The sequence below is a fragment of the Olsenella sp. SW781 genome (assembly GCF_012027725.1).
Taxonomy (GTDB): Bacteria; Actinomycetota; Coriobacteriia; order Coriobacteriales; family Atopobiaceae; genus Thermophilibacter.
Genome location: NZ_SJOU01000005.1, coordinates 107764 through 129377, shown reverse-complemented (window position 1 = coordinate 129377; position 21614 = coordinate 107764). Strand labels below are relative to the sequence as shown.

Genomic DNA, 21614 nt, shown 5'->3' with positions numbered 1-21614 from the left:
ATGGCCGTCCGCATCATCACCGACTCCGGCATCGACCTTCCCGGCGAGGTCGACCCTCGCGTCACCGTGGTGCCCCTGGGTATCACCTTTGGGACCACCACCTACGCGGACGGCGTCGACCTCACCAACGACCGCTTCTACGAGCTGCTCATCGAGAGCGACGAGCTGCCCAAGACGAGCCAGGCAACGCCCTTCGCCTACCAGCAGATCTTCAAGGACGTTCGCGCCGCCGGCGACGAGGCCGTGGTGATCACGCTCTCCTCGAAGCTCTCCGGCACCTATCAGAGCGCCGTCACGGCTGCGGCGGACTATCCCGAGGTCCGCGTGGTCGACGGCAAGAACGTCACCATCGGGCAGAGCCTGCTCGTGCTCTATGCGCTCAGGCTCCTCGACGAGGGCCGATCGGCCGCGCAGATCGCCGACGAGCTGACCGCCGCCGCCGACCGCGTCTGTCTGCTCGCGCTCCTGGACACGCTCGAGTACCTCAAGCGCGGCGGGCGCATCCCCAAGAGCGTGGGCACCATCGGCGAGCTGCTCTCCATCAAGCCCGTGGTGGGGGTCGAGGACGGCGAGGTCGTGATGCTCGGCAAGGCGCGCGGCTCCAAGAACGGCCGCAACCAGCTGCACCAGCAGGTCGAGAAGTACGGCATCGACTTCACGATGCCGGTCCTGCTGGGCTATACGGGCCTCTCCCAGAAGCTGCTGAGGAAGTACCTCGATGACAACCGCGCCATCTGGGAGGGCAAGGTCGCCGAGGAGGATCTGCCCATCGCCTCCGTTGGCGCCACCATCGGCACGCACGTCGGCCCCAACGCCATCGCGCTCGCCTTCTTCCGCGCGAACTAGATACGTCGTTTCGTTCCGTCTGCGTCGCGCCACTGGCGTCAGGTTTATTTGGCACGCGGCCCGCGTGCCAAATAAACCTGACGCCAGTGGCGCAAGCGGCAGACGCCGGTGGCATACGCGAGCGACTACGAGAAGATCTGGGCGAGCTCGGTGGCGTCGCTTGCCGCCCAGCCTTCGTCGGTCTTGGAGTAGCCAATCTCGATTGGGGTCTGCTGGAGCTCGACCCCGTCGAGCGTCTCCATGATGACCTCGCCGATGCGGGCGTTGAGGGCCTCCGTGTCACCGAGCAGCTCCAGGCCGGACGGGTCGTCCATCAGCTCGGTCATGAGGTCGGCCGCGGCCTGCTCGATCTGCTCGTTGAAGTCGGCCGCGGACTTGCAGGTCACGGTTACCGAGGCGACGGCACTCGTGCCCTCGTCGTCGACCGCGATGTCATCGATCGTGTAGTCGAAGCCGTCGAGCAGGGACGTGACCACGTCCGATGCCTCGATGCCATAGTCCTCGAGGCCGATCGTGCCCATGCTGCCGACGAGCTCCTCGACCGTGGCGTCATCGAGCTCCTTGACGCGGTCGAGGTTTGCCGCGAGGTCCTCGCGGATGAGCTCCTCAGGGCTGGGGCCGGAGCACGCCCCCAGCGCAAGGCCCGCGCCCAGGGCGAGCACGGCGGCAATCGAGCAGACCAGCACCTTTAGGACCCGGTTCTTCATGACGCTCCCATCTCCCTTCGTTGCCTTCCTTGGCGGGAGTGTATCAGCTTTCTTTCAGCTATGAGCCTGCGTACGGCGGGTGGGGGAAATGGCTCGGCAGGGTGCCGTCCGCGTAACCAAACGGACACCTCACCGATTACGTTGCGTAATGATTCGGGACGTTGACTAACATTTCTCATACTGTGCCGAGGTCGAGGGGACCCGGCGCGTACGACTCCCCGATGTGCAAGGAGAGGGCCTATGGCAAGAATGCACGTCATGGAGCAGAGCGAGACCCAGGCAATCATGTCGAGCATGCACGAGATGCTCGAGAAGCGCCTCTCGGTGAGCTCGCTCGCTCCGTGCCCCGTCGAGTTCACGGCCTCGTACGTGGCCATGTGCGCGACGCAGAGCTGCGGCAAGTGCACGCCGTGCAGGAACGGCCTGCGCATGCTGCGTCACCTGTTCAACGACGTCCTGAACAACCGCGCCACGATGGAGACGCTCGACCTCATCGAGTCCACCGCCCGCACGGTGTATCTCTCGAGCGACTGCGCGATCGGCTACGAGGCCGGCGAGGTGGCCCTCATGGCCATCCGCGGCTTCCGCGACGACTTCGAGCACCACGTGCAGAAGCACGCCTGCGGCTTCTCGCAGCACCAGACGGTGCCGTGCGTCTCCGGTTGCCCGGCCGGCGTGGACATCCCCGGCTACATCGCGCTCGTCGAGGCCGGCCGCTACACCGAGGCCGTGCGCCTCATCCGCAAGGACAACCCGCTGCCGCTGGTCTGCGGCCTCGTCTGCGAGCACCCCTGCGAGATGCACTGCCGCCGCGGCATGGTGGACGACCCGATGAACATTCGCGGCCTCAAGCGCTACGCCGTGGACCACGCCGGGGACTACCGCCCCATCATCAAGGCCCCCACCAAGAAGACCGTCGCGGTCATCGGTGGCGGCCCGGCGGGCATCTCCTGCGCCTACTACCTGACCCTCATGGGCCACAAGGTCAAGATCTTCGAGCAGCGCGCGCACCTCGGCGGCATGCTGCGCTACGGCATCCCCAACTACCGCCTGCCGCGCGAGCAGCTTGACTCCGAGATCCAGTGGATCCTCGACTGCGGCATCGACGTCGAGCTTAACCACAGCGTGGACGGCGAGGAGATGAACCGCCTGCGCGAGGAGTTCGACGCCGTCTACCTGGCCATCGGCGCCCACGCGGACAAGAAGCTCGGCCTTCCGGGCGAGGACGCCGAGGGCGTCATGTCCGCGGTCAAGCTCCTTCGCGACATGGGGGACAACAACCCGCCCGACTTCAAGGGCCTTACGGTCACCGTCGTCGGCGGCGGCAACGTGGCCATGGACGTTGCCCGCACCTCCGTGCGCCTGGGTGCCGAGAAGGTCATCATCGCGTACCGCCGCCGCGTGGCCGACATGACGGCCCAGGACGAGGAGATCGCCGGCGCCGAGGCCGAGGGCTGCGAGGTCATGGACCTCAACGCCCCCAAGGAGGTCGTCGTCGACGAGAACAACCACGTCGTCGGCCTTAAGGTCGAGCCGCAGATCATCGGCGGCCTCAAGCGCGGGCGCCCCGCGCCGCGCGCGGCAGAGGGCGGCGACATCGTGGTCCCGTGCGACCGCGTGATCGTGGCCATTGGCCAGGACATCGACTCCGCGACCTTCGAGGAGCAGGGCGTGCCCTGCAAGTGGGGCCGCATCGTCACCGACTCCGACGGCGCCGTGCCCGGCCAGGACGGCCTCTTCTCCGGCGGCGACTGCCAGAGCGGCCCGGCCACCGTCATCCGCGCCATCAACGCGGGCAAGGTCGCTGCCGGCAACATCGACAACTACCTCGGCTACAACCACCAGATCGAGCTTGACGTGGAGCTGCCCCCCGTGCAGTTCAAGGGCAAGATCTCCTGCGCCCGCTGCGAGATGCGGGAGCGCGAGGCCGCCGAGCGCATCAACGACTTCGACATCGTCGAGAACGGCCTCACCGACGAGGAGGCGCGCCAGGAGGCATCCCGCTGCCTGCGCTGCGACCACTTCGGCTTTGGCGCGTTCCGCGGGGGGAGGATCGAGCAGTGGTAAACCTCACCATCGACGGCCGCGCCGTGAGCGTGGCCGAGGGCACGTCCATCCTCGACGCCGCCGCCACCGTGGGCATCAAGATCCCCACGCTCTGCTACCTCAAGGACCTCAACGAGATCGGCGCCTGCCGCGTCTGCGTGGTTGAGATCGAGGGCATCGACCAGCTCGTCGCCGCCTGCAACAACACCGTGCTCGAGGGCATGGTCGTGCGCACCAACAGCCCCAAGGTGCGCGTTGCGCGCCGCATGAACATGGAGCTCCTGCTCGCGACGCACGACTCCGAGTGCACGAGCTGCGTGCGCTCCGGCAACTGCACCCTGCAGTCGCTGGCGGCCGACCTCGGCATCACCGAGCTGCCCTACGAGAAGCGCCTCATGCACGACCCGTGGGACAAGAGCTTCCCGCTCATCCGCAACAACGACAAGTGCATCAACTGCCTGCGCTGCATCCAGGTGTGCGAGAAGATCCAGGGGCTCGGCGTCTGGGACCTCGCCAACCGCGCCACGCACACGAGCGTGAACGTCCGCGGCGGCATGACCATCCAGGAGTCCGACTGCACCCTCTGCGGCCAGTGCATCACGCACTGCCCGACGGGGGCCCTGCGCGAGCGCGATGACACCCAGAAGGTCTTCGACGCGCTCGCCGACCCGGAGAAGGTCGTCGTGGTGCAGATCGCGCCGGCCGTGCGCGCCGCCTGGGGCGAGAGCCTGGGACTCCCGCGCGAGGAGGCCACCGTCGGCCGCCTCGTGGCCGCGCTGCGCCAGATGGGCGTGGACTACGTCTTTGACACGGACTTCTCGGCCGACCTCACCATCATGGAGGAGGGCACCGAGCTTCTGCACAAGCTCGCGCACCGCGCGGAGGATCCCACTGACGAGAAGAACACGTTCCCGATGTTCACCTCCTGCTGCCCGGGCTGGGTGCGCTACGTCAAGGCGGTTCGCCCCGAGCTCACCGACCAGCTCTCCACGGCCAAGTCCCCGGGCCAGATGTTCGGTGCCGTGACCAAGAGCTACTTCGCCGAGCTCAAGGGCATCGACCCGCACAAGATCTTCTGCGTGGAGATCATGCCGTGCACGGCCAAGAAGCACGAGGTCGCCATCCCCGTCATGAACGACGCCTGCGGCGACCCGGACGTTGACGTCTCGCTCACCACGCGCGAGGTCGACCGCATGATCCGTGCCGAGCACATCGACGCCACCACGCTCCCCGAGGAGGAGTTCGACCAGCCGCTCGGCACCGCCACCGGCGCGGGCGTCATCTTCGGCGCCACCGGCGGCGTCATGGAGGCCGCGCTGCGCACCGCCTATCACGTGGTGACCGGCGAGACCCCGCGTCCCGATGCCTTCTCCGAGGTCCGCGGCCTCGACGGCTGGAAGGAGGCCACGTTCGACCTCGCGGGCACCCCGGTGCGCGTGGCCGTGGTCCATGGCCTCGCCAACACCGCGTTCCTTCTCGACGCCATCGCCGAGGGCGCCGTGGAGTACGACTTCGTCGAGGTCATGGCCTGCCCCGGCGGCTGCGCGGGCGGCGGCGGCCAGCCCATCCACGACGGCGAGGAGCTGGCGGGCGTCCGCGGCGACGTCCTCTGGGGCCTCGACCGCAGGGCGAAGCTGCGCAACTCCTACGAGAACCCCGCGATTCAGGCCATCTACAAGGACTTCCTGGGCGAGCCCAACTCCGAGCTCGCGGAGGAGCTCCTCCACACCGACCACCACGCCTGGTCCATGCATTAACGTGGAAAAGGGACAGTCCCTTTTCCACGCTTGGGCCCGAGCCGTCTACCCCCGCGGCTCGGGCCCTCTCTTGTGCGCCTATGAGGCAAAAGGGACAGCCGCCTTTGGGTTATGCGAGGGGCCACTGCGCGACGCGGGCCCGCATGCCCTCCACGTCCAGCACGCCCTCGGCAAAGCCCTTTCGAATGAGGCTCTCGGGAACGAGTTCGTCGTACTTCTCGAAGTAGGGGACCTCGGCGGGGTAGAGCAGCTCCATCGGGTCCGTGAGGCGCTCCGCGGCGTCCTTCACTACCGAGAGGAACGTGCGCTCGTCCGCCTTCATCACAAACGTGATGAAGTAGGGGCGAGACGAGCTGAACGCCTTGATGCCGAGCTCGTCGGCGCACTTGATCTTGATGAGGCGCTCGAGCGCCAAGAACGCGTAGCTCCCCAGCCAGGGAAGCAGGCACCACATGGTCTGCTCCCTCTCGTTCTCGCCGAGGCAGACGAGGGGGCCCGCGGTGAGGCGGGAGGCCTCCGCGACGTGGCGCGCCTGGCGCAGGCGGGCGCGGGCGTGCGGCATGAGGTAGGGATAGGCGGCGTGCTCCTCGAGGGAGCGCCTCATCCGCTCGAGCACGTGCGTGTTCACGTCCCCGGCCACCTCGCCGAAGTAGGCGGGGACCTTGCCCTTGACCTGGGTCACGTAGAGCAGGTGACGCTCGTGGTCCACCTCGTCGACGATCCACACGTGCCCTGCGATGGCGACCTTCTCGCCGGGCGGCGGCGGGGCGCAGAGGGTGCCGATCTCCGTCGAGTCGCACCGCACCGTGTACTCCACGTTCTCCTGGAAGACGGCGAAGAACTTGTAGGAGTTCGTGACGCGCTCGCCGGCGAGGCCCACGATGAGGCCGCCTCCCTCGGTCTGCTCGACGTAGTCATTTCGGATGAGGTGGCGGAGAAGCTCGCGGAAGTCGTCGGTGGAGACGCGGTGGAAGTAGGTGAGCGTGAGCACGCGGCTTGCGAGCTGCGCGGGGGAGAGCTCGCCCTCCGAGGCGAGAATGGCGAGCGTCTGATGGCAGAGCAGGCTGTAGGGCAGCCGGTCGAGGCGCGGGGGCTCCACCCAGCGCTCCTCTCGGTAGAGCTGTACGAGCGCTATGCCCTGGAGGAGCTTCCAGGGGATGGTCTCGGGCAGGAGCGTGCGGGGCTCGGGCTGGTCCTCCCGCATGACGAACCACATCTCGGGCGGCCGCTCCCGGCGTCCCGTGCGGCCCATGCGCTGCAGGAAGCTGGAGACGGTGAAGGGGGCGTCAATCTGGAACGCCCGCTCAAGCCGCCCGATGTCCACCCCCAGCTCGAGCGTGGACGTGGCGACGATGCTCACGTCCGAGGCGTCGTCGCGCATCTGCTCCTCGGCCGACTCGCGAATGGCGGCGGAGAGGTTGCCGTGATGGATGAGGAAGCGGTCCGGCTCCCCGTTGAACTCGCAGTACGCGCGCAGCGTCGTGCAGACCTCCTCGGCCTCCTCGCGGGAGTTGGAGAAGATCAGACACTTGCGCCCGCGCGTGTGCTCGAAGATGTAGCCGATGCCCGGGTCGGCGTTCGCCGGCGCCGGGTCCGTGGGTGCCTCAGGAGGGGCGGGCGTTACCTCCGTGCTCAGACAGCTTCGCCCTTCGGGCTGCAGAACTGCGCGCGGGGATAACCCCCGGCCCTCTGATGTGGTCCTCTCGGCTTCGACTGCGAGGACGTCAGCCTCGACTTCCCTTCTCGTTGTCAGGAATTCTGATTCGTCTGCCTGAGGGTCGGTGTTGTAGAAGTGCTCCATCGAGATGCGCCAGGTGCGCGGGGGCTCATCCACGCGAGGTATCACGCAGTCGCGCCCGGTGCCGGTGGCAAGAAACGCGCCCACGGCCTCGGGGTCGCCGATGGTGGCGGAGAGGCCGATGCGTCGCGGACGGACGCCCGCGATTCTCGCCAGCCGCTCTATGAGGCAGAGACACTGGCCGCCGCGGTCCTGTCGCAGCAGCGCGTGCACCTCGTCGATGACGATGTAGCGCAGGTCGCAGAAGAGCTTGGCAACGGCGGCGTGACGGCGCATGAGGAGCGCCTCGAGGGACTCGGGGGTGATCTGCAGGATGCCCGACGGGCGCTTCATGAGCTTGGCCTTGTGCGAGGAGGAGACGTCCCCGTGCCAGTGCCAGACGGGGATGTCGGCCTCCTCGCAAAGCTCCTCGAGGCGGTAGAACTGGTCGTTGATGAGGGCCTTGGTGGGCCCGATGTAGAGCGCGCCCACCGATGCGGGAGGGCTCTCCCAGAACTCCGAGAGGATGGGGAAGAAGGCCGCCTCGGTCTTGCCCGACGCCGTGGAGGCGCACAGCAGCACATGGTCGTCCGTGTCGAAGATCGCCTCGCCCGCAGCCACCTGGATGCCGCGCAGGCTCTCCCACTCGTGCGCATAGATGAAGTCCTGCACGAACGGCGCGTATCGGTCGAAGACGCCCATGATGACCCTCCCTTCGGTGGGACCAGTATACGAACAAATGTTTCTGATTGCAAGAAAGTGGCCTAACTGATGCTAGACGAATATGCTAGCATCTGCTTTACGATTGAAAGGAGCGGTATGGACGCATCATCTGCCCAGATTAACGCACGCATAGACGCCGGACTCAAGGCTTCTGGTGACTCTGCCCTTGCAAAGGCCGGACTCACGCCCACCAAGGCGATACGGGCTCTATGGGAGCGCTTTGCCGAGCTGGCGGACCGGCCCGAGAAGATCAGGGAGCTCATATCTAGGGCGCCCGACGAGTTTGCAGCGGACGAGGTTATCGAGCGAGACCGTAAGCTCGCCCTGGCGCGAGAGGGGGCAACGATTGTCTCGCAATCACTGGCCGCGCGCGGCATGGCGGTGCCCGAGGGGTTTGAGGGGCTCCCCTACGAGGAGCTCAGGGAGCAGACGCTGATCGAGCGCCTGCACGAGAGGGGGCTGGACGCATGAGCCAGCGACTTGCGATGCTCTTGGACACCAACGTCTGGCTTGACTACTATCTCCCGTGGAGAAGGGGTAGCGCGAAGGCGCGTCGGCTCATAGAGCATGCGGTCGAGCATAATCAGACGCTCGCATATGCCGTTCCGTCTATCAAGGACGTCTTCTATATGATTGCGGCGGAGCACAAAAACGTCGAGCGAGCCGCGACGGGGACGCTCTCCGAGTCGGCCGCCAAAGCGGCTGCGGTGACGGCGTGGGGGTGCGTCAACAACATGCAAGGAGTCGCCTGCGCCGTCCCGCTGGACCACACGGATGTGTGGGTCGCCTCCAAGCAGCGCGCCCTGCACGGGGACTTCGAGGATGATCTTGTCATCGCCGCGGCGATGCGCGGCAAGGTCGACTACCTCGTGACCAATGACGAGAAGCTTCTGCGGCACTGTCCCGTGGCAGCGCTGAGTGCGTCCGACATGTGCAAGGTGCTCGAGATGCGCTCACGCTAAAGCATGCCACCCACGTCGAGAGGGACGACGTGGGTGGCAGTTTCTGGTGTGTCAGCTCGTTACGCCACGTGACGTGAGCGGCTTCTCCAGTTGAGGCCTATGCCGAGAAGCGCAAGGCCCGTGCAACCGAGAAGGGCGCCAGATGTGCTTGCGTCGCCAGTTGCGGGAACGGCCTCGTCGGAGATGGGTGTAGAGTCACCTTGGTCTGTCGACCCGTCAGAGTTCCCTGTGGGAGGCGTGGTGGTTTGCTCGGGTGCCGTTGGCTTCTCAAGCACGATGACGGTGCTCCCCATGAGGGTGTCATAGTTGGCAGAAGTGGGGACAAAGGTCCACCACAGCGTTACGAATCCGTCCTCGGCAAGCGTGATAAGCTGCGCGTCGGCTGAAAGCGCGTCAACGTGTCCCTCGTCGGAGTACCAGTTGAGGGTTCCTCCCACCGATTCGATTGTGCCGTCGGCCAGCGTAACTCCGCCGGCGGCGACAGGGGTCTCCACCTCTGCGAGGGTAGCTGAGATGCTAAGAATCTGATTGACAATTCTATATGTCGGCGGGGCAGGCTTGATAGTGAGGGTGGTCTCTGCGGAGGCAGGGGCATACCAGACACCCTCGACGTTCTTCTGTGGAGCGCTCGCGCGAACGCGGTATGTGCCCGCATCTTGGGGGAGCCCCTTAACAAACTCATCGGACTCCTTGGGAGCATAGGAAAAAGAAAGCTCATTGGGGCTGATTGCCTCGGTCCCATAGCTCGCCTTGGACACGACGTCAGCGGCCTCGACTGCATGCCCGTCGAATATGGTCATGGCGTCCTGAGCAAGCTCGAGAGATGCCTTCCTGTAGAGGCTTTCATCGTTCACGAGCACGGGGTAGGTAGTGGACGTGATGGGGTCGGGGTTGGGGACAACGATATAGCCGTCGGCGGGCGTGATGCCGTAGATTGAGTTGGCCGCCACAGCCTCTTCGGCGTTTGTCGCGAAGCAGCCTCCCGTTATCGAGACTCTTGAGGTCCCGCCGTCGGCATCTGTGGTAAGCAGTGGGTTTAAAGGCTCGAGGGTGTAGATATTAATGAGTCCACCTTCGAGAGAAATCGAGCAGTCGGAGCCACCGATAACTGGGGCCGTTGCGTAGGCGTCCGCTCCGACGTTGAGTGAGCCCGGGCTGCTGGAATCGCTCTTGATGGTGAGTGAGGAGCCTTCCTTGAGGCAGATTGCCTCGCGCGCATAGGACTCCTTAATGAAGAGAGAGTTTGAGCTGTCCGGCGCGAGGGTAATCTCAAGTCCTCGTCCGGGTTGAATGGTGATGGGACGATGCGAGGAACTAAAATTGACTCCGTCGAACACTAGGCGAGCAGGATTATCGGGCGATCCGGCGTCAATGGCGATGTGGTCAGCGTTGTTATTATTCAGCGAGCGAATGGTGAGTTGCTTAGTCGAGGTGATCCAGAGCGTTTCGGAATAATCGAAGTAGTAGTCAACGTCCTCCACGCCTCCGGTCACATCAAAACTTGTCGCTTCCCACGCCCGTGCTCTCGCGGGCAGGGCGAAGACCGTTGCGATGAGGATGAGCGCTGCTATGACAAGGGCGAGGAGCATGTTGCTCGGGCGGTGTCTTGCGGGAGTGCGACAGTTCATGGCATGCCTTTCGGAGAGGGTGTCGTGCAAACATAACCCCTCCTGCAGACTCCTCGACCGAACGGTCGATATGGCAACCGAATGGTAGGGTGTTAGCCCTGGGTTTTGCCCAGCGCCTCGCGTAGCTCCGCCATCCGTCGACGGCTGACGGGGAGCACGGTCCCGTCATCAAGTGCGAGGTCGCTGGCGCCCAGAGCACGCACGTGGCGAAGATTGACGACCACGGATCGATGGCAGTAGGCGAAGCGGTCCTTTGGTAGAGCGTCGGCGATTTGTGCGAGCGTCATGCTCATTTGGATGGACTCGCCGTCTCCAAAGTGGATGGCGCGAACGCGATTGAGCGAGTCGACGTACGTGATGTCGTCGGGCATGAAGCTTACCGCTTGGCTGGGCGTGGAGAGCACGACGGGTGTCTCCTCAGACGTCGGCTCATTTGCCCGCTCGAGCTGCGTCATGCGTTCGCGCGCAAGCGACAGCTCGTTCTCGAGCTCCTTTCGCGCATGGTCGTGCTCGCGCAGCGCCTGCTCGAGCGTCGCCTGACGCTGCGCCTGCTCGCTCACCTCACGGATGACGCGGAGCATCCACCAGACGAGGGCGACGCTGTCTATGACGACCACGAAGCTCAGGGTAAAGTACATTCCCTCGTTGTCGAGCGGGGGCAGCCACGCCCTACAAGCAGGGTGGCGACGATTCCCAGAAGGAACAGCGCCATGCGTAGCCACAGTCGAGGGGAGACGCTCGCGGAGAACGCTCTCTTGACCGAGCGCATTACGAGCCCCATGGCGCCGAAGAACACGATGTTGGTCAGCGCTAGAACCGCAAGGCGTGGTGGATAGTACATATAGCCGTCGCTCTGCTCCGCAAACCCCAGGAGATGCGAGACATTGGATGAGGTGGACGTCACCAGGAAGCCGTAGAGCATGACGACCGAGAACACAAAGACCTTGTGTGCCGTCTCGGCATCAACGACGCGCAGGTAAAGCATGAAAAGCGCGCTGACGGTAACGAGAAAAACAAGGTTTTGCAGCGGGTTGTATACCTCGAAGGGAACTCCGCCGGGGACGATGAGCGGCGAGACGGCCACGAGAAGGAACGGTACGAGGCCGATTGCGACGACAAGGGACGCCATGAGCCATGCCCGCCTCGCCCCGCATCGGAACCTCCCGTTAAACGGCATGAGACACAGGGCCGCGGCGGGCACGATCTGAACGAGGAATCCAATGACGTTGCGGACGATGATCTCAGCCATGCTCTTCTCGCCTAGATGGTGAACTCAGCGAAAGCGGCGTCCACGTCCTGGGCGCCCGCGGCGGCGACGGGGGCGGCCACGGCGCCGGAGAACGCGTCCGTCTTGAGGAGCGCGTCGACGTCCGCCCCCGGGTTCTGGCAGACGATGTCGAGAAGTTCGATGAAGTCGCGGATGACCTCGCGTGGCGTGAGGTGGGTGTCCGCGCCCACGCGGCCGAACTCGACCTTGAGGAAGCTCACGAGCTGCTCCTCGGTGAGCGTGCGCTCGTAGCCGAAGTAGCCGGCGTGGATGTCCGCGAGCTTCTCGATGAGCACGAGCAGCTCCTCGTAGGTGAGCGGCTCCAGGTGGATGACCGGCGCGAGCATGTCCGCGAGGCCGGCGCTCGCAAAGCGCCCCTGCGTGAGGCGGCTGCGCAGGGCCTCGTAGGAGAAGACGCCCCGGCGACGGTCCTCGATGGACTGCGGCGTGCCGCCCATGATGATGCCCAGGTGGTGCGCCTTGCCCTGGAGCGTGTCGTTGTACATGGTGAGGATCTTCTCGTAGTTGTACTGGCGCGAGGTGGCGTTGGGAATCTTGTAGAGGTTCACCAGCTCGTCGATAAGGACGACGAGGCCCCGGTAGCCGGCGCCCACGAGGAACTGCGCGAAGAGCTTGAGGTACTCGTACCAGGTGTCGTCGGTGATGCAGGCGTTGACGCCCAGCTCCGCGCGAGCCTCGGTCTTGGTGCGGAACTCGCCGCGCAGCCACTTGACCACGCCGGCGCGTGCCTCGTCGTTCCCCTCGAGGCTCGCGCGATAGTAGAGGCGCAGGACCTGCGTGAAGTCGAAGCCGCAGACGAGCTCCTGGATGGGGGAGAGCTGCGCCGCGAGCGCCGCCTCGGCGTCCGGCTGCTCGCGCAGGGCCGCCACCCAGCGGTCCAGCACGAGCGCCAGCGCGCCGCCCTCGGGGCGCGTCTTGGTGGAGAGGTTGCGGATGAGCTCGCGGTAGGTGGCAAGGCCCTGGCCCTGCCCGCCCTGGAGTCGTCGCTCGGGGGAGAGGTCGGCGTCCGCCACCACGAAGTCGTTGCCCATCGCGTGCGTGCGGATGGTCTGCAGGAGGAAGCTCTTGCCCGCGCCATAGCGACCAACGAGGAAGCGGAAGCTCGCGCCGCCGTCCGCCACGAGGTCGAGGTCGTGCAGGAGCGCCTGGATCTCCCGCTCGCGGCCCACGGTGATGTAGGGCAAGCCAATGCGCGGCACCACGCCGCCCTTGAGCGAGTTGATGATGACCGCCGCTATGCGCTTGGGGACCCTCGGTGCGCCTGTCATGTGCCCTCCTCCCTGTGGAAGATTCAGTCTAGCACACATGTTCGGTTAAGGAAGGGTTCCCATGGGACTATCCAAAGGTGCGCGTCACGGTGCTGGCGATCTCAAGTTGGATTTCCTTGACACGCCGCTCCGGGATGGGGATGGTCTCCCCGGTGGAGAACAGGATGCCCTCGCGCCCGACGCCCTGGACGTAGCGAACGTTGACCACATAGAACCGGTTCGTCCTCACGAATTGGTCGGGCAGCATCTCGCAGAGCTCTCTGAGGAGCACGCCTGCGGTCACGGTGCGATCCCTGAGATGCACGACGCAGCGCTTTCCTGCCGACTCGGCATAGACGATCTCCTCTGGGTCAACGAAGACGATCCCGCCCTCGGCGCGCAGCTGCAGCCGTCCTGGGGTGCGCCTCTCGGTCATCTGCTGCGCCTCGCCGTCGGGCCTGCGGCTCGGCCACTCGTTTGAGAAGTGTGCGAGGGAAATCTTCCAGTCATCGTCCACGCGGCGCAGGTTAATGGTGACGCGCTGCCTGACGGTGCCGTCTATGCACGGTCCGCTCAGGAGATAGGTCCCGGCCACGATCGCCTCGTCGGGACGGTTGGTGTAGAGGGGGCTGAAGGTTACGTTGCGCGCGCGGACGCCGGGTGGGTTGGGAGGCCAGCACTCGTATGCGGAGCGCCCGTTGAAGACCTTGGAGCCGGCGGAGACGAGCACGCTCCTCTCGTCCAGAAGCTCGAGAAAAGCGGCTCGTTCGTTGACAAAGACCCCGAGGACGCTGTCCCTCACGCGCCCAACAAGCTCGTCCCTCTCTGCTGTGCCCTCCATGGCCGCACCTCCCTCGCTGGCGTATGGGCGCTCTTGGCTGACCGTTCGCTCGTGCTCGCTGGCAGTCGAATCTCGTTTGCGGTGTGCCCGCGCTCTTTTCACGCATGGAGAAGAGTTTAGCAACCAGTTCGTTGCGTGCCATGCGGCATGCGTTGGAAAGCGGCTCAGCCGCGCGGGCGTCGTCCTATCGCATGGGCGGGCGTGGCGTTGTTTCGTTCTTTGGTGGGGTGTGTTCGTGACGAGAAGGACACCGTGCTGAGGATGAGGCGTAGGTTTGACCCTGCTGAGTTCTGGCTATCGAACGAGAGGCTGGCTGCATGAGGGACATTACGAGAAGAGGCTTGGGCATTCTGACGGCGCTCTTGGTTGCGCTGACCGCGGCCGTTGCGGCGCCGCCGGCCGTCGCGCTCGCCGATGAGGCGGGAACGGTCACGATCGTCCACACCAATGACTCGCACGGCGGCTACGGCTTCACCGACGAGTCCGGGGCGCCCGTGGGCTACTATGCCGCCGTCGCGGGCCTTGCTCGGTCAGTCGATGCCGACCTCGTGCTCGACGCCGGGGACACCTTCCATGGCGACTCCTTTGCCACGATCACCAACGGCACGAGCATCGCGCGCCTCATGGCAGCAGCGGGCTACGATGCCACCACGCCCGGCAACCATGACTGGAGCTATGGCTCCGAGCAGCTGTTGACGCTCTCCGAGCAGGTGCCCGTGCTCGCCGCCAACGTGCTGGGCGCAGACGGCGCGCCGTACTTCTCGACGCCCTACCTCGTGGAGGACGTGGAGCTGGAGGGCGGCGAGACCATCCAGGTGGGCGTGCTCGGCGTGATTGACGAGGCGTTCTATACCTCCACTCCCTCCTACAACGTCGAGGGCCTCACGTTTGCCGACCCCGTGACCTATGCCAACGAGCTTGCGGAGGAGCTGCGTTCCCAGGAGGGCTGTGAGCTGGTGGTCGTTATCACCCACAACGCGGACCCGCAGGAATTTGCGCAGGAGAGCAAGGGCATCGACGCGGTCATCGCCGGTCACGAGCACGTCCTTATCGATGATGTGGTGACGAGCGAGGATGGGCGCGAGGTCCCGGTGGCGGAGGCCGGTTCGCACATTGGCTACGTGGGGGAGCTGGAGCTCACGGTGGACCGCGCCGAGGACGGGACCTATTCCGTCACGGGTCACGAGGAGACGCCGCATGCCTCGACAAGCCTCGCTGCCATCGCGGACGCCGGCATCACGGATCTCACGATGCAGATCATGGCCGAGAACGAGGGCGTGCTCGAGGAGGCGGTGGGGGAGAGCTCCCAGGCCTATCCGTACCCCGATGCGGACTACGACATCCCCGCTCCCGGAGGCTGGGAGATGGTGCGCACCGAGGACACCCCCATCGGCCACGTGATCACCGCCTCCTATCTTGCGGCAACTGGTGCGGACCTTGCCTTCGAGAACGCGGGAGGCATCCGAGGGGGCGTGCCCGAGGGGACCGTCACCAAGGGCGACCTCGTGTCCATCTCCCCGTACGGAAACACGCTCTCCACGTACCAGATGACGGGCCAGCAGATCCTGGACGTGCTGGAGACCTCGCTCGAGATCAGCTCCCGGTGCCGCGACGTGCTGGCGCAGCAGCTCGAGGCGCTTGAGGCCGGCGAGGATCCCATGGCCTACACCTGGCCCGACAACAGCGGCAGCGTGCTCGTGAGCGGCGGCGCCACGATGGAGATCGACTGGTCCAGGCCCGAGGGCGAGCGCATCCGTTCCATCACCATGGGAGGGGAGACGCTTGACCCGGAGCGCGCCTACACCGTGGCCATGAACAGCTACCTGCCCGGATGCGACGACTACCCGCTCTTTGCCACGCTGACCGCGGTGCAGGACTTCGGCACCTGCGAGCAGGCCTTGAGGGCCCTCATTGGGCAGGATGGCTGGGAGGACCGGGTCTACGAGCTCTCCGGTACGGTGAGCTACGTTGACGCGGAGGACCCCGAGCCCGTGGACCCCGAGTCCACCCCCAGCCCCGCGGACCCGGGGCAGAAGCCCGGACCCGCCGATTCCGAGGCCGGACCGGAGCAGGGGCCCGCTGCCAAACCGGCGACCAGGCCCTCTGCCGAGCCAATTCCCGCCACGGGAGATTCGGGCTCGTTGGCGGGCGTCATGGCGCTGCTTGGGGGCTCCGGGCTGGTGTGCGCCGGCATGATGGCGCGCGGGCGGGCGGCTTGCCGGGGGCGTGGCCGTCGCTAGCCAAGCGCCTCGCGCACGTCCTCGGCATAGTCCTCGACGAGGCGGGGCGTCCCCGTCTCGTCAAACTCGACCACGACGTCGCCCACGAGGTCGAGGAGCTTCTCGTTTATGGCATCGACGAGCAGGTCGGCAGACGCCGTCTGCGGCGCTTGACCGGCGAGGAGGGCGTCGAGAAGGGACAGCTCCTCGGCGGTGAGGCCAAGCGCTCTGCTCTTCTCGGCCTGCGTCGGGGCGGGCTCGGGCGCTGTCGTGGGCACGAGCCCCGCGGCGGCCCCCGATTCGCGCTCCTCGTCGATTAGCAGTGCCTCGCGGGTCTCGGCGGCGGCGGAGCGGATGTCCGCGAGCTTTGAGAGGTCTATCTCCACATGCCGCGGCTCGTGCGCTCGCCTCCATGCGAGGTACTCCGCAATCACGCGCTCGATCATCTTCGTGAGGTACTTGGGGTCCCCGTGCTCCTTGAGGGGGTGGGGGTAGTCGAGCGAATCGCGGAGCTGTCGGTCGACGGCCCTGAGAATCTGGCCGAGCTTGGCGCTCCTCCCGCCCCCGTCATGAAGGGCCGTGCAGGTCCAGAGGCCGTTTCTGCACTCGTAGCGCCTGGTCTTGCCAAGGTCGTAGACGCAGTCCTCATGCCGTCCGGCGGGATAGAACACCGCCGAGGCGAACATGAGGTGAGGCATCGTCTGCCGCGTGCCGAAGAGCGACTCCACGAGGTCTTGCTTGCGGCCCGTGTGGTAGTAGCGCACGAGCTGCCGAAAGACGGCACAGGTGACGGCCCGCAGGTCGTCGGGGCTGTCGTGGTAGAGGCGCGAGCCGGCGGGGCGATAGGTCGAGAGCTGGTCGAGGGCGGAGAAGAGCTTCTGGTCGTCGTCTGGGTCGGCAGGAAAGCTCGCGGGGGAGCGGCGTCGGCCATGGGTGGCCTCGGACGGCCGGGACAGGACGTCGGCCTCGGCGTCCATGAGCGCCATGACCGCCTCGTCGTGCTCCGAGTTGGCGTAGGGGAGCACGAGCCGCTGGTCGAGCGCGTGGTAGGCGGCGTAGTCAACGAGCCAGGGGTGGACGTAGCGGTCGAGGCTCGGCTCAAACTCACGGTATGCCCTCCAGAAGGCCTCGATGGCGCGGAACCCCCGCTCCCCGGGATCGACGCCGATGCCGTTCAGGAGCTCGTAGACGTATACGAACGCGAACGACGTCGAAGTCTGCTGGATGTCGCCCCCGCGTACGCATGTGCGCCAGGTGAAGTAACCTCTGAGCTGTCGGTCATCCATCGCGTCGTAGGTCGGGAAGTAACTCGAGAACGTTCCGGCGAAGGGGCAGTCGTCCGCGTAGTCCTCCATGAGGCGGGCCTGCTCCACGAAGAGGCGCGCCTCGGACCATGACCTGGCCTCGGGGCGGCGTGCGAGCGCGCGCATCTGCCGTATCTCGTCGGGGACGTAGCTTCTGAGCTGCGAGCCGCGCATGAGGATGGGCTCGTCGGAGTAGGTTCTGGTGCCGGTGACGGCGCGCCCGCCCTTGGCCCGGCTTGCCGCCAGGATCTGCTGAATGAGCGCGTCGATGTTCGTCATTCCGCTCCCGCCTCCTTCCCTCGTGGGTCAATCATACGCGTCAGATCGGCGTTCGCATGGGGTGCGGCTGTGCAGTCAGGGGGCCGTCTTTTCGCACTATCCCGCTAATTGCACGGCCGGCATGCCCTATGCCGAGGCATCCCGGACGAACACGAGCGTCTGCTCGTCCGAGTCGTCGGCGCGGAGTCGGTAGCCGCGCTCGGAAAACGCGGCAAGCTCTGCCGCATCTTGGACTCCCCGCTCCGCGCACCAGCGGATGAAGGTGCCGCGCGCCGCCTTGGCCTCGGTGGCCGGCTGGCGGAGGCGTCCCGTGCGCTCCACGCAGAAGAGGCAGGTCAGCATCTTGGGGCCATCCGGGCGCATCCAAGGCGTGACGGCGCGGGTATACTCGACCGAGGCAACGTTGACGATGAGGTCGCACTCTGCGGCGAGGGCGTCATGGAGCGTCGGCCCCCAGAACTCGTAGAGGTTGCGCGCGCCGCCGACGGCCAGCCGGGCCTGCATCTCCAGGCGATATGGCGTCACGCCGTCAAGCGGGCGCAGCATGCCGTAGAAGCCAGAGAGGATGCGCAGGTGCTCGTCGAGCCAGGCGAGCTCTCCCTCGGTCATCACCTCGGGGGCCATGTGTTGATACTGGATCCCCTCGTAGGAGACGGCGGCCGCCGTGAGGCCGCGATCGAGGTCCATGGACCGCAGTCGGTCGTAGTTGAGCGCGGCGAGCCGGTCGCTGCACGCCCAGAGCTCCTGCGCCTCCGCGGGGGAGAGCCGGCGGAGCGCCTCGAGGAGAAGTCTCGTCCTCCCGAGGAGGGCGGGCGTGCTCCGGGGCAGAGGCGACGCGTCGATGACGCGCATCTTCTTCGCGGGGGAGGTGATGATCCTGAGCGTCACGGTTCCTCCTGTCAGGCACGTGCGTTTCGGGGAGATTCTAGCAGCGGGGAGGTTGCGCGGCATATCATGGTCGCGAGGCATCTCGCGGGACGGGGGTCGCATGGGCGGGTGGAGGCGCACAAGGTTCGTCGCGGCGACGGTCGCCGCCATCGCGGCGCTCGGCGCGGCCGTTCGCGTCCGGATGCTCGACCCGCACGTCGTCCGCACCATGGGCGGTCTTGCGCTCGTGTACACCATCAGGGGTGACGGCGCCCGCGTTCGCGTCCTGCGCTGCGGGGGCGTCTACCAGTCTGCGACCTATCTCGGGGACCGTAGGATGGAGCCCGTCTTCGAGTACTATCGCGCCTTCGGGCGGCTCTTTGACCTGCGCCCCGACGCTCGTCGCGTCCTTGCTGTCGGCGGGGGAGGGTTTGCCTTCCCCAAGATGGTCGCCTCCGGGCACCCGGGGGTCAGGACCGACGTGGTGGAGATAGACCCCGCGGTCATCGGCGCCGCGCGCAGGTGGTTCTTTCTCGACGAGGCCATCGCCCGGGCCCGGGCGGACGGCGGGGACCTGCGCGTCATATGCGACGACGGCCGGGCGCTCCTCGAACGTGGGGCGGGCCCCTATGACGCGGTGGTGCTCGACGCCTTCGTCGGCGCGGATCCGGTGCGCTCGCTCGCCACGGTGGACGCCCTGCGCGCCGCCCGGCGATCGCTCGCCCCCGGAGGGGTTCTTCTCGCCAACGTGGTCTCGCGCGATGGCGGTTCCGACGTCAGCTTCCTCCGCTCCTTCGTGGCAACGTCGCTTACGGTCTTCTCGCATGTCGAGGTGGCGCTTGCCACGGATGACGACCACGCGGGGGAGGACAACTACCTCGTCGCCGCCTCTGACGGGCCTCTTGGCCTGCGGGATGCCATCCCCTATGACGCCGACTTCCTCGGGCCGGTTCTTCTCGACTAGACGCCGGAGGGCCGGCCCTCTTTTCTTTTTATATATCTAAGCGCTCCAGACTGAGATTATCTAAAAACGGGTACACTACCCCTCGTTCAACAACGCAGCACGAAAGGGGAGCGCCGCATGCGCAAGTTCAAGACAGAGAGCAAGAAGCTGCTCGACCTCATGATCAACTCCATCTACACCAACCGCGAGATCTTCCTGCGCGAGCTGGTATCCAACGCCTCGGACGCCATCGACAAGCTCTATCTCAAGAGCCTTACGGACAGCTCCGTGCAGGTTGACCAGGCAAACCTTGCCATCAACGTGGCCTTTGACAAGGACGCGCGCACCATCACCGTCTCCGACAACGGCATCGGCATGACGGCCGAGGAGTTGGAGAAGAACCTCGGCACCATCGCCCACTCCGGCTCCGAGGAGTTCAAGGCAGCCAACGCCGAGGCCCAGGGCGACGCCGTGGACATCATCGGCCGCTTTGGCGTGGGCTTCTACTCCGCCTTCATGGTGGCGCGCGAGGTCAGCGTGATCAGCCGCGCGTACGGCTCGGACGAGTGCAACCGCTGGACCTCGGACGGCGTGGAGGGCTACACGATCGAGCCCGTCGCCGCCGACGATCCCGCCTGGCGCTCCGAGCCCGGCACCTCCGTCGTCATGACCCTCAAGGAGAACGCCGAGGAGGCCAACTACGACGAGTTCCTCAGCGAGTGGAAGCTCCGCGAGCTCATCAGGAAGTACAGCAACTACGTGCGCTATCCCGTGCAGATGTTCGTGACCAAGAGCCGCGAGAAGGAGAGGCCCGCGGACGCCGGCGACGACTACAAGCCGGAGTGGGAGGACTACACCGAGCTCGAGACCATCAACTCGATGACTCCCATCTGGAAGAAGCGCGGCTCCGAGGTCACCGACGAGGAGTACGCCGAGTTCTACAAGTCCACGTTCCACGACTGGGTGGACCCCGCGCGCACCTTCAGCCTGCACGCCGAGGGCACGCTCGAGTACGACGCCCTGCTCTTCATCCCCGGACAGGCGCCCTTTGACCTCTACAGCCGCGACTACGAGAAGGGCCTCGAGCTCTACAGCTCCAACGTCCTCATCATGGAGAAGTGCGCCGACCTCCTGCCCGACTACTACAACTTCGTCCGCGGCGTCGTGGACTCCTCCGACGTCTCCCTCAACATCTCGCGCGAGACGCTCCAGCAGACCCGCCAGCTCCAGGCCATGGCGCGCCGCATCGAGAAGAAGATCACCTCCGAGCTCGAGGCCATGCGCGACAACGACCGCGAGGCATACGAGAAGTTCTTCGAGAACTTCGGCCGCGGCCTCAAGTACGGCATCTACTCCAGCTACGGCATGAAGAAGGACGAGCTTGCGGGGCTGCTCCTGTTCTGGAGCGCGCGCGAGCAGAAGATGGTCACGCTCCAGGAGTACGTGGCCGCCATGGCGGACGGTCAGAAGGCGGTCTACTACGCCGCCGGCGACGACCGCGAGCGCCTGGCCAAGATGCCCGTGGTGGAGTCCGTCCTCGCCAAGGGCTACGACGTGCTCCTGGCCACGCAGGACGTGGACGAGTTCTGCTTCCAGGCCATGCGCGACTTCACGGCAAAGGGCCTGCCCAAGGTCTACGGGGACGACGCCGCGCGCGAGGCGGCGGAGAAGGCCGTGGCCGACGGCGCCGAGCCCGAGGTCGAGGACCGCACCGTCGAGCTCAAGAACGTGACCTCCGGTGACCTGGACCTCGCGAGCGACGAGGAGAAGAAGGAGGCCGAGGAGGCCACCAAGGCAAACGAGGGCCTGTTCGACGCCATGAAGGACGCGCTGGCAGGCCAGGTCGAGAAGGTCGCGGTGTCCACGCGCCTCGCCGCCGACGGCGCGCCTGCCGTGATCACCTCCGAGGGCCCGCTCTCCCTTGAGATGGAGAAGGTCCTCGCCGCCGGTCCCGAGGCCGGTGAGGCCCCCAAGGCCGTTCGCGTGCTCGAGGTCAACGCCAAGCACCCGGTCTTCGAGAAGCTCCGCGCCGCTCAGGAGGCGGGCGACGCCGAGAAGGTCAAGCTCTACGCGGGCCTGCTCTACAACCAGGCCCTGCTCGTGGAGGGCATCCTGCCCGAGGACCCCGTGGCCTTTGCCACCCAGGTCTGCGAGCTCATGTAGGCGCGTCATCTCCGCGC

General features: G+C 66.0%; 17 protein-coding genes. 8 read left to right on the top strand and 9 right to left on the bottom strand.

Translation table 11 applies throughout. From position 1 onward, the window contains the following. Window positions 1–846: a DegV family protein gene (locus E0L17_RS04435; protein WP_167930045.1), complete on the top strand. Its 846-nt coding sequence runs from the start codon at window positions 1–3 to the stop codon at window positions 844–846. A 125-nt stretch (window positions 847–971) separates the two neighbouring features. Here E0L17_RS04435 and E0L17_RS04430 read toward each other — a convergent pair whose 3' ends face one another. Continuing rightward, window positions 972–1553, bottom strand: coding sequence for a hypothetical protein (locus E0L17_RS04430; protein ID WP_167930044.1), 582 nt, complete (start codon window positions 1551–1553; stop codon window positions 972–974). A gap of 240 nt (window positions 1554–1793) precedes the next feature. Here E0L17_RS04430 and E0L17_RS04425 point away from each other — a divergent pair, with 240 nt between their 5' ends. After that, a complete protein-coding gene (locus E0L17_RS04425) occupies window positions 1794–3620 on the top strand; it encodes an NAD(P)-binding protein (RefSeq protein ID WP_167930043.1) in 1827 nt (608 codons plus the stop codon). Further along, entirely contained in the window at window positions 3614–5356 is a 1743-nt protein-coding gene (locus tag E0L17_RS04420; protein ID WP_167930042.1) for an NADH-dependent [FeFe] hydrogenase, group A6, read from the top strand. The genes E0L17_RS04425 and E0L17_RS04420 overlap by 7 nt, the downstream gene beginning before the upstream one ends. A 109-nt stretch (window positions 5357–5465) precedes the next feature. On the opposite strand, the gene E0L17_RS04415 is transcribed toward E0L17_RS04420, so the two are convergent. Beyond that, the gene (locus tag E0L17_RS04415; protein ID WP_167930041.1) at window positions 5466–7835 is read right to left on the bottom strand and encodes a DEAD/DEAH box helicase; all 2370 of its coding nucleotides are present in this window, start codon (window positions 7833–7835) and stop codon (window positions 5466–5468) included. A gap of 117 nt (window positions 7836–7952) precedes the next feature. Between E0L17_RS04415 and E0L17_RS04410 the strand changes: the two genes are divergently transcribed. Together E0L17_RS04410 and E0L17_RS04405 are read left to right on the top strand one after the other, a co-directional pair. Beyond that, complete coding sequence (locus E0L17_RS04410) at window positions 7953–8327, top strand: type II toxin-antitoxin system RelB/DinJ family antitoxin (RefSeq protein ID WP_167930040.1); 375 nt, start codon at window positions 7953–7955, stop codon at window positions 8325–8327. Next, window positions 8324–8818: a type II toxin-antitoxin system VapC family toxin gene (locus E0L17_RS04405; RefSeq protein WP_167930039.1), complete on the top strand. Its 495-nt coding sequence runs from the start codon at window positions 8324–8326 to the stop codon at window positions 8816–8818. Before E0L17_RS04410 ends, E0L17_RS04405 begins: the two co-directional genes overlap by 4 nt. 59 nt (window positions 8819–8877) lie before the next feature. On the opposite strand, the gene E0L17_RS04400 is transcribed toward E0L17_RS04405, so the two are convergent. The 5 genes from E0L17_RS04400 to E0L17_RS04380 form a co-directional block, all read right to left on the bottom strand. Continuing rightward, on the bottom strand, window positions 8878–10407 hold the full coding sequence (locus E0L17_RS04400) for a hypothetical protein (protein ID WP_167930038.1): 1530 nt from the start codon (window positions 10405–10407) through the stop codon (window positions 8878–8880). A gap of 131 nt (window positions 10408–10538) precedes the next feature. Then, on the bottom strand, window positions 10539–11084 hold the full coding sequence (locus tag E0L17_RS04395) for a LytR/AlgR family response regulator transcription factor (protein WP_167930037.1): 546 nt from the start codon (window positions 11082–11084) through the stop codon (window positions 10539–10541). Beyond that, window positions 11069–11695, bottom strand: a complete 627-nt coding sequence (locus E0L17_RS04390) for a hypothetical protein (RefSeq protein ID WP_167930036.1) — start codon at window positions 11693–11695, stop codon at window positions 11069–11071. The genes E0L17_RS04395 and E0L17_RS04390 overlap by 16 nt, the downstream gene beginning before the upstream one ends. Window positions 11696–11706: 11 nt before the next feature. After that, complete coding sequence (locus tag E0L17_RS04385; RefSeq protein ID WP_167930035.1) at window positions 11707–13002, bottom strand: ATP-binding protein; 1296 nt, start codon at window positions 13000–13002, stop codon at window positions 11707–11709. Between the two features lie 67 nt (window positions 13003–13069). After that, window positions 13070–13822, bottom strand: a complete 753-nt coding sequence (locus E0L17_RS04380; RefSeq protein ID WP_167930034.1) for a LytTR family DNA-binding domain-containing protein — start codon at window positions 13820–13822, stop codon at window positions 13070–13072. 341 nt (window positions 13823–14163) lie between these two features. On the opposite strand from E0L17_RS04380, the gene E0L17_RS04375 reads away from it, so the two are divergent. Continuing rightward, entirely contained in the window at window positions 14164–16062 is a 1899-nt protein-coding gene (locus E0L17_RS04375; RefSeq protein ID WP_167930033.1) for a 5'-nucleotidase C-terminal domain-containing protein, read from the top strand. On the opposite strand, the gene E0L17_RS04370 is transcribed toward E0L17_RS04375, so the two are convergent. Continuing rightward, window positions 16059–17624 carry a TerB N-terminal domain-containing protein gene (locus E0L17_RS04370; RefSeq protein ID WP_167930032.1) on the bottom strand — a complete coding sequence of 522 codons (1566 nt, stop codon included), beginning with the start codon at window positions 17622–17624 and terminating at the stop codon, window positions 16059–16061. The genes E0L17_RS04375 and E0L17_RS04370 overlap by 4 nt on opposite strands. A 126-nt stretch (window positions 17625–17750) precedes the next feature. After that, complete coding sequence (gene yaaA / locus E0L17_RS04365) at window positions 17751–18512, bottom strand: peroxide stress protein YaaA (protein WP_353652948.1); 762 nt, start codon at window positions 18510–18512, stop codon at window positions 17751–17753. A gap of 100 nt (window positions 18513–18612) precedes the next feature. Here yaaA and E0L17_RS04360 point away from each other — a divergent pair, with 100 nt between their 5' ends. Together E0L17_RS04360 and htpG are read left to right on the top strand one after the other, a co-directional pair. Then, entirely contained in the window at window positions 18613–19455 is an 843-nt protein-coding gene (locus E0L17_RS04360) for a spermidine synthase (protein ID WP_167930030.1), read from the top strand. Between the two features lie 117 nt (window positions 19456–19572). Further along, window positions 19573–21597 (top strand): molecular chaperone HtpG, encoded by a 2025-nt coding sequence (htpG, locus tag E0L17_RS04355; RefSeq protein ID WP_167930029.1) that lies wholly within the window; start codon window positions 19573–19575, stop codon window positions 21595–21597. Window positions 21598–21614: the final 17 nt, after the last annotated feature.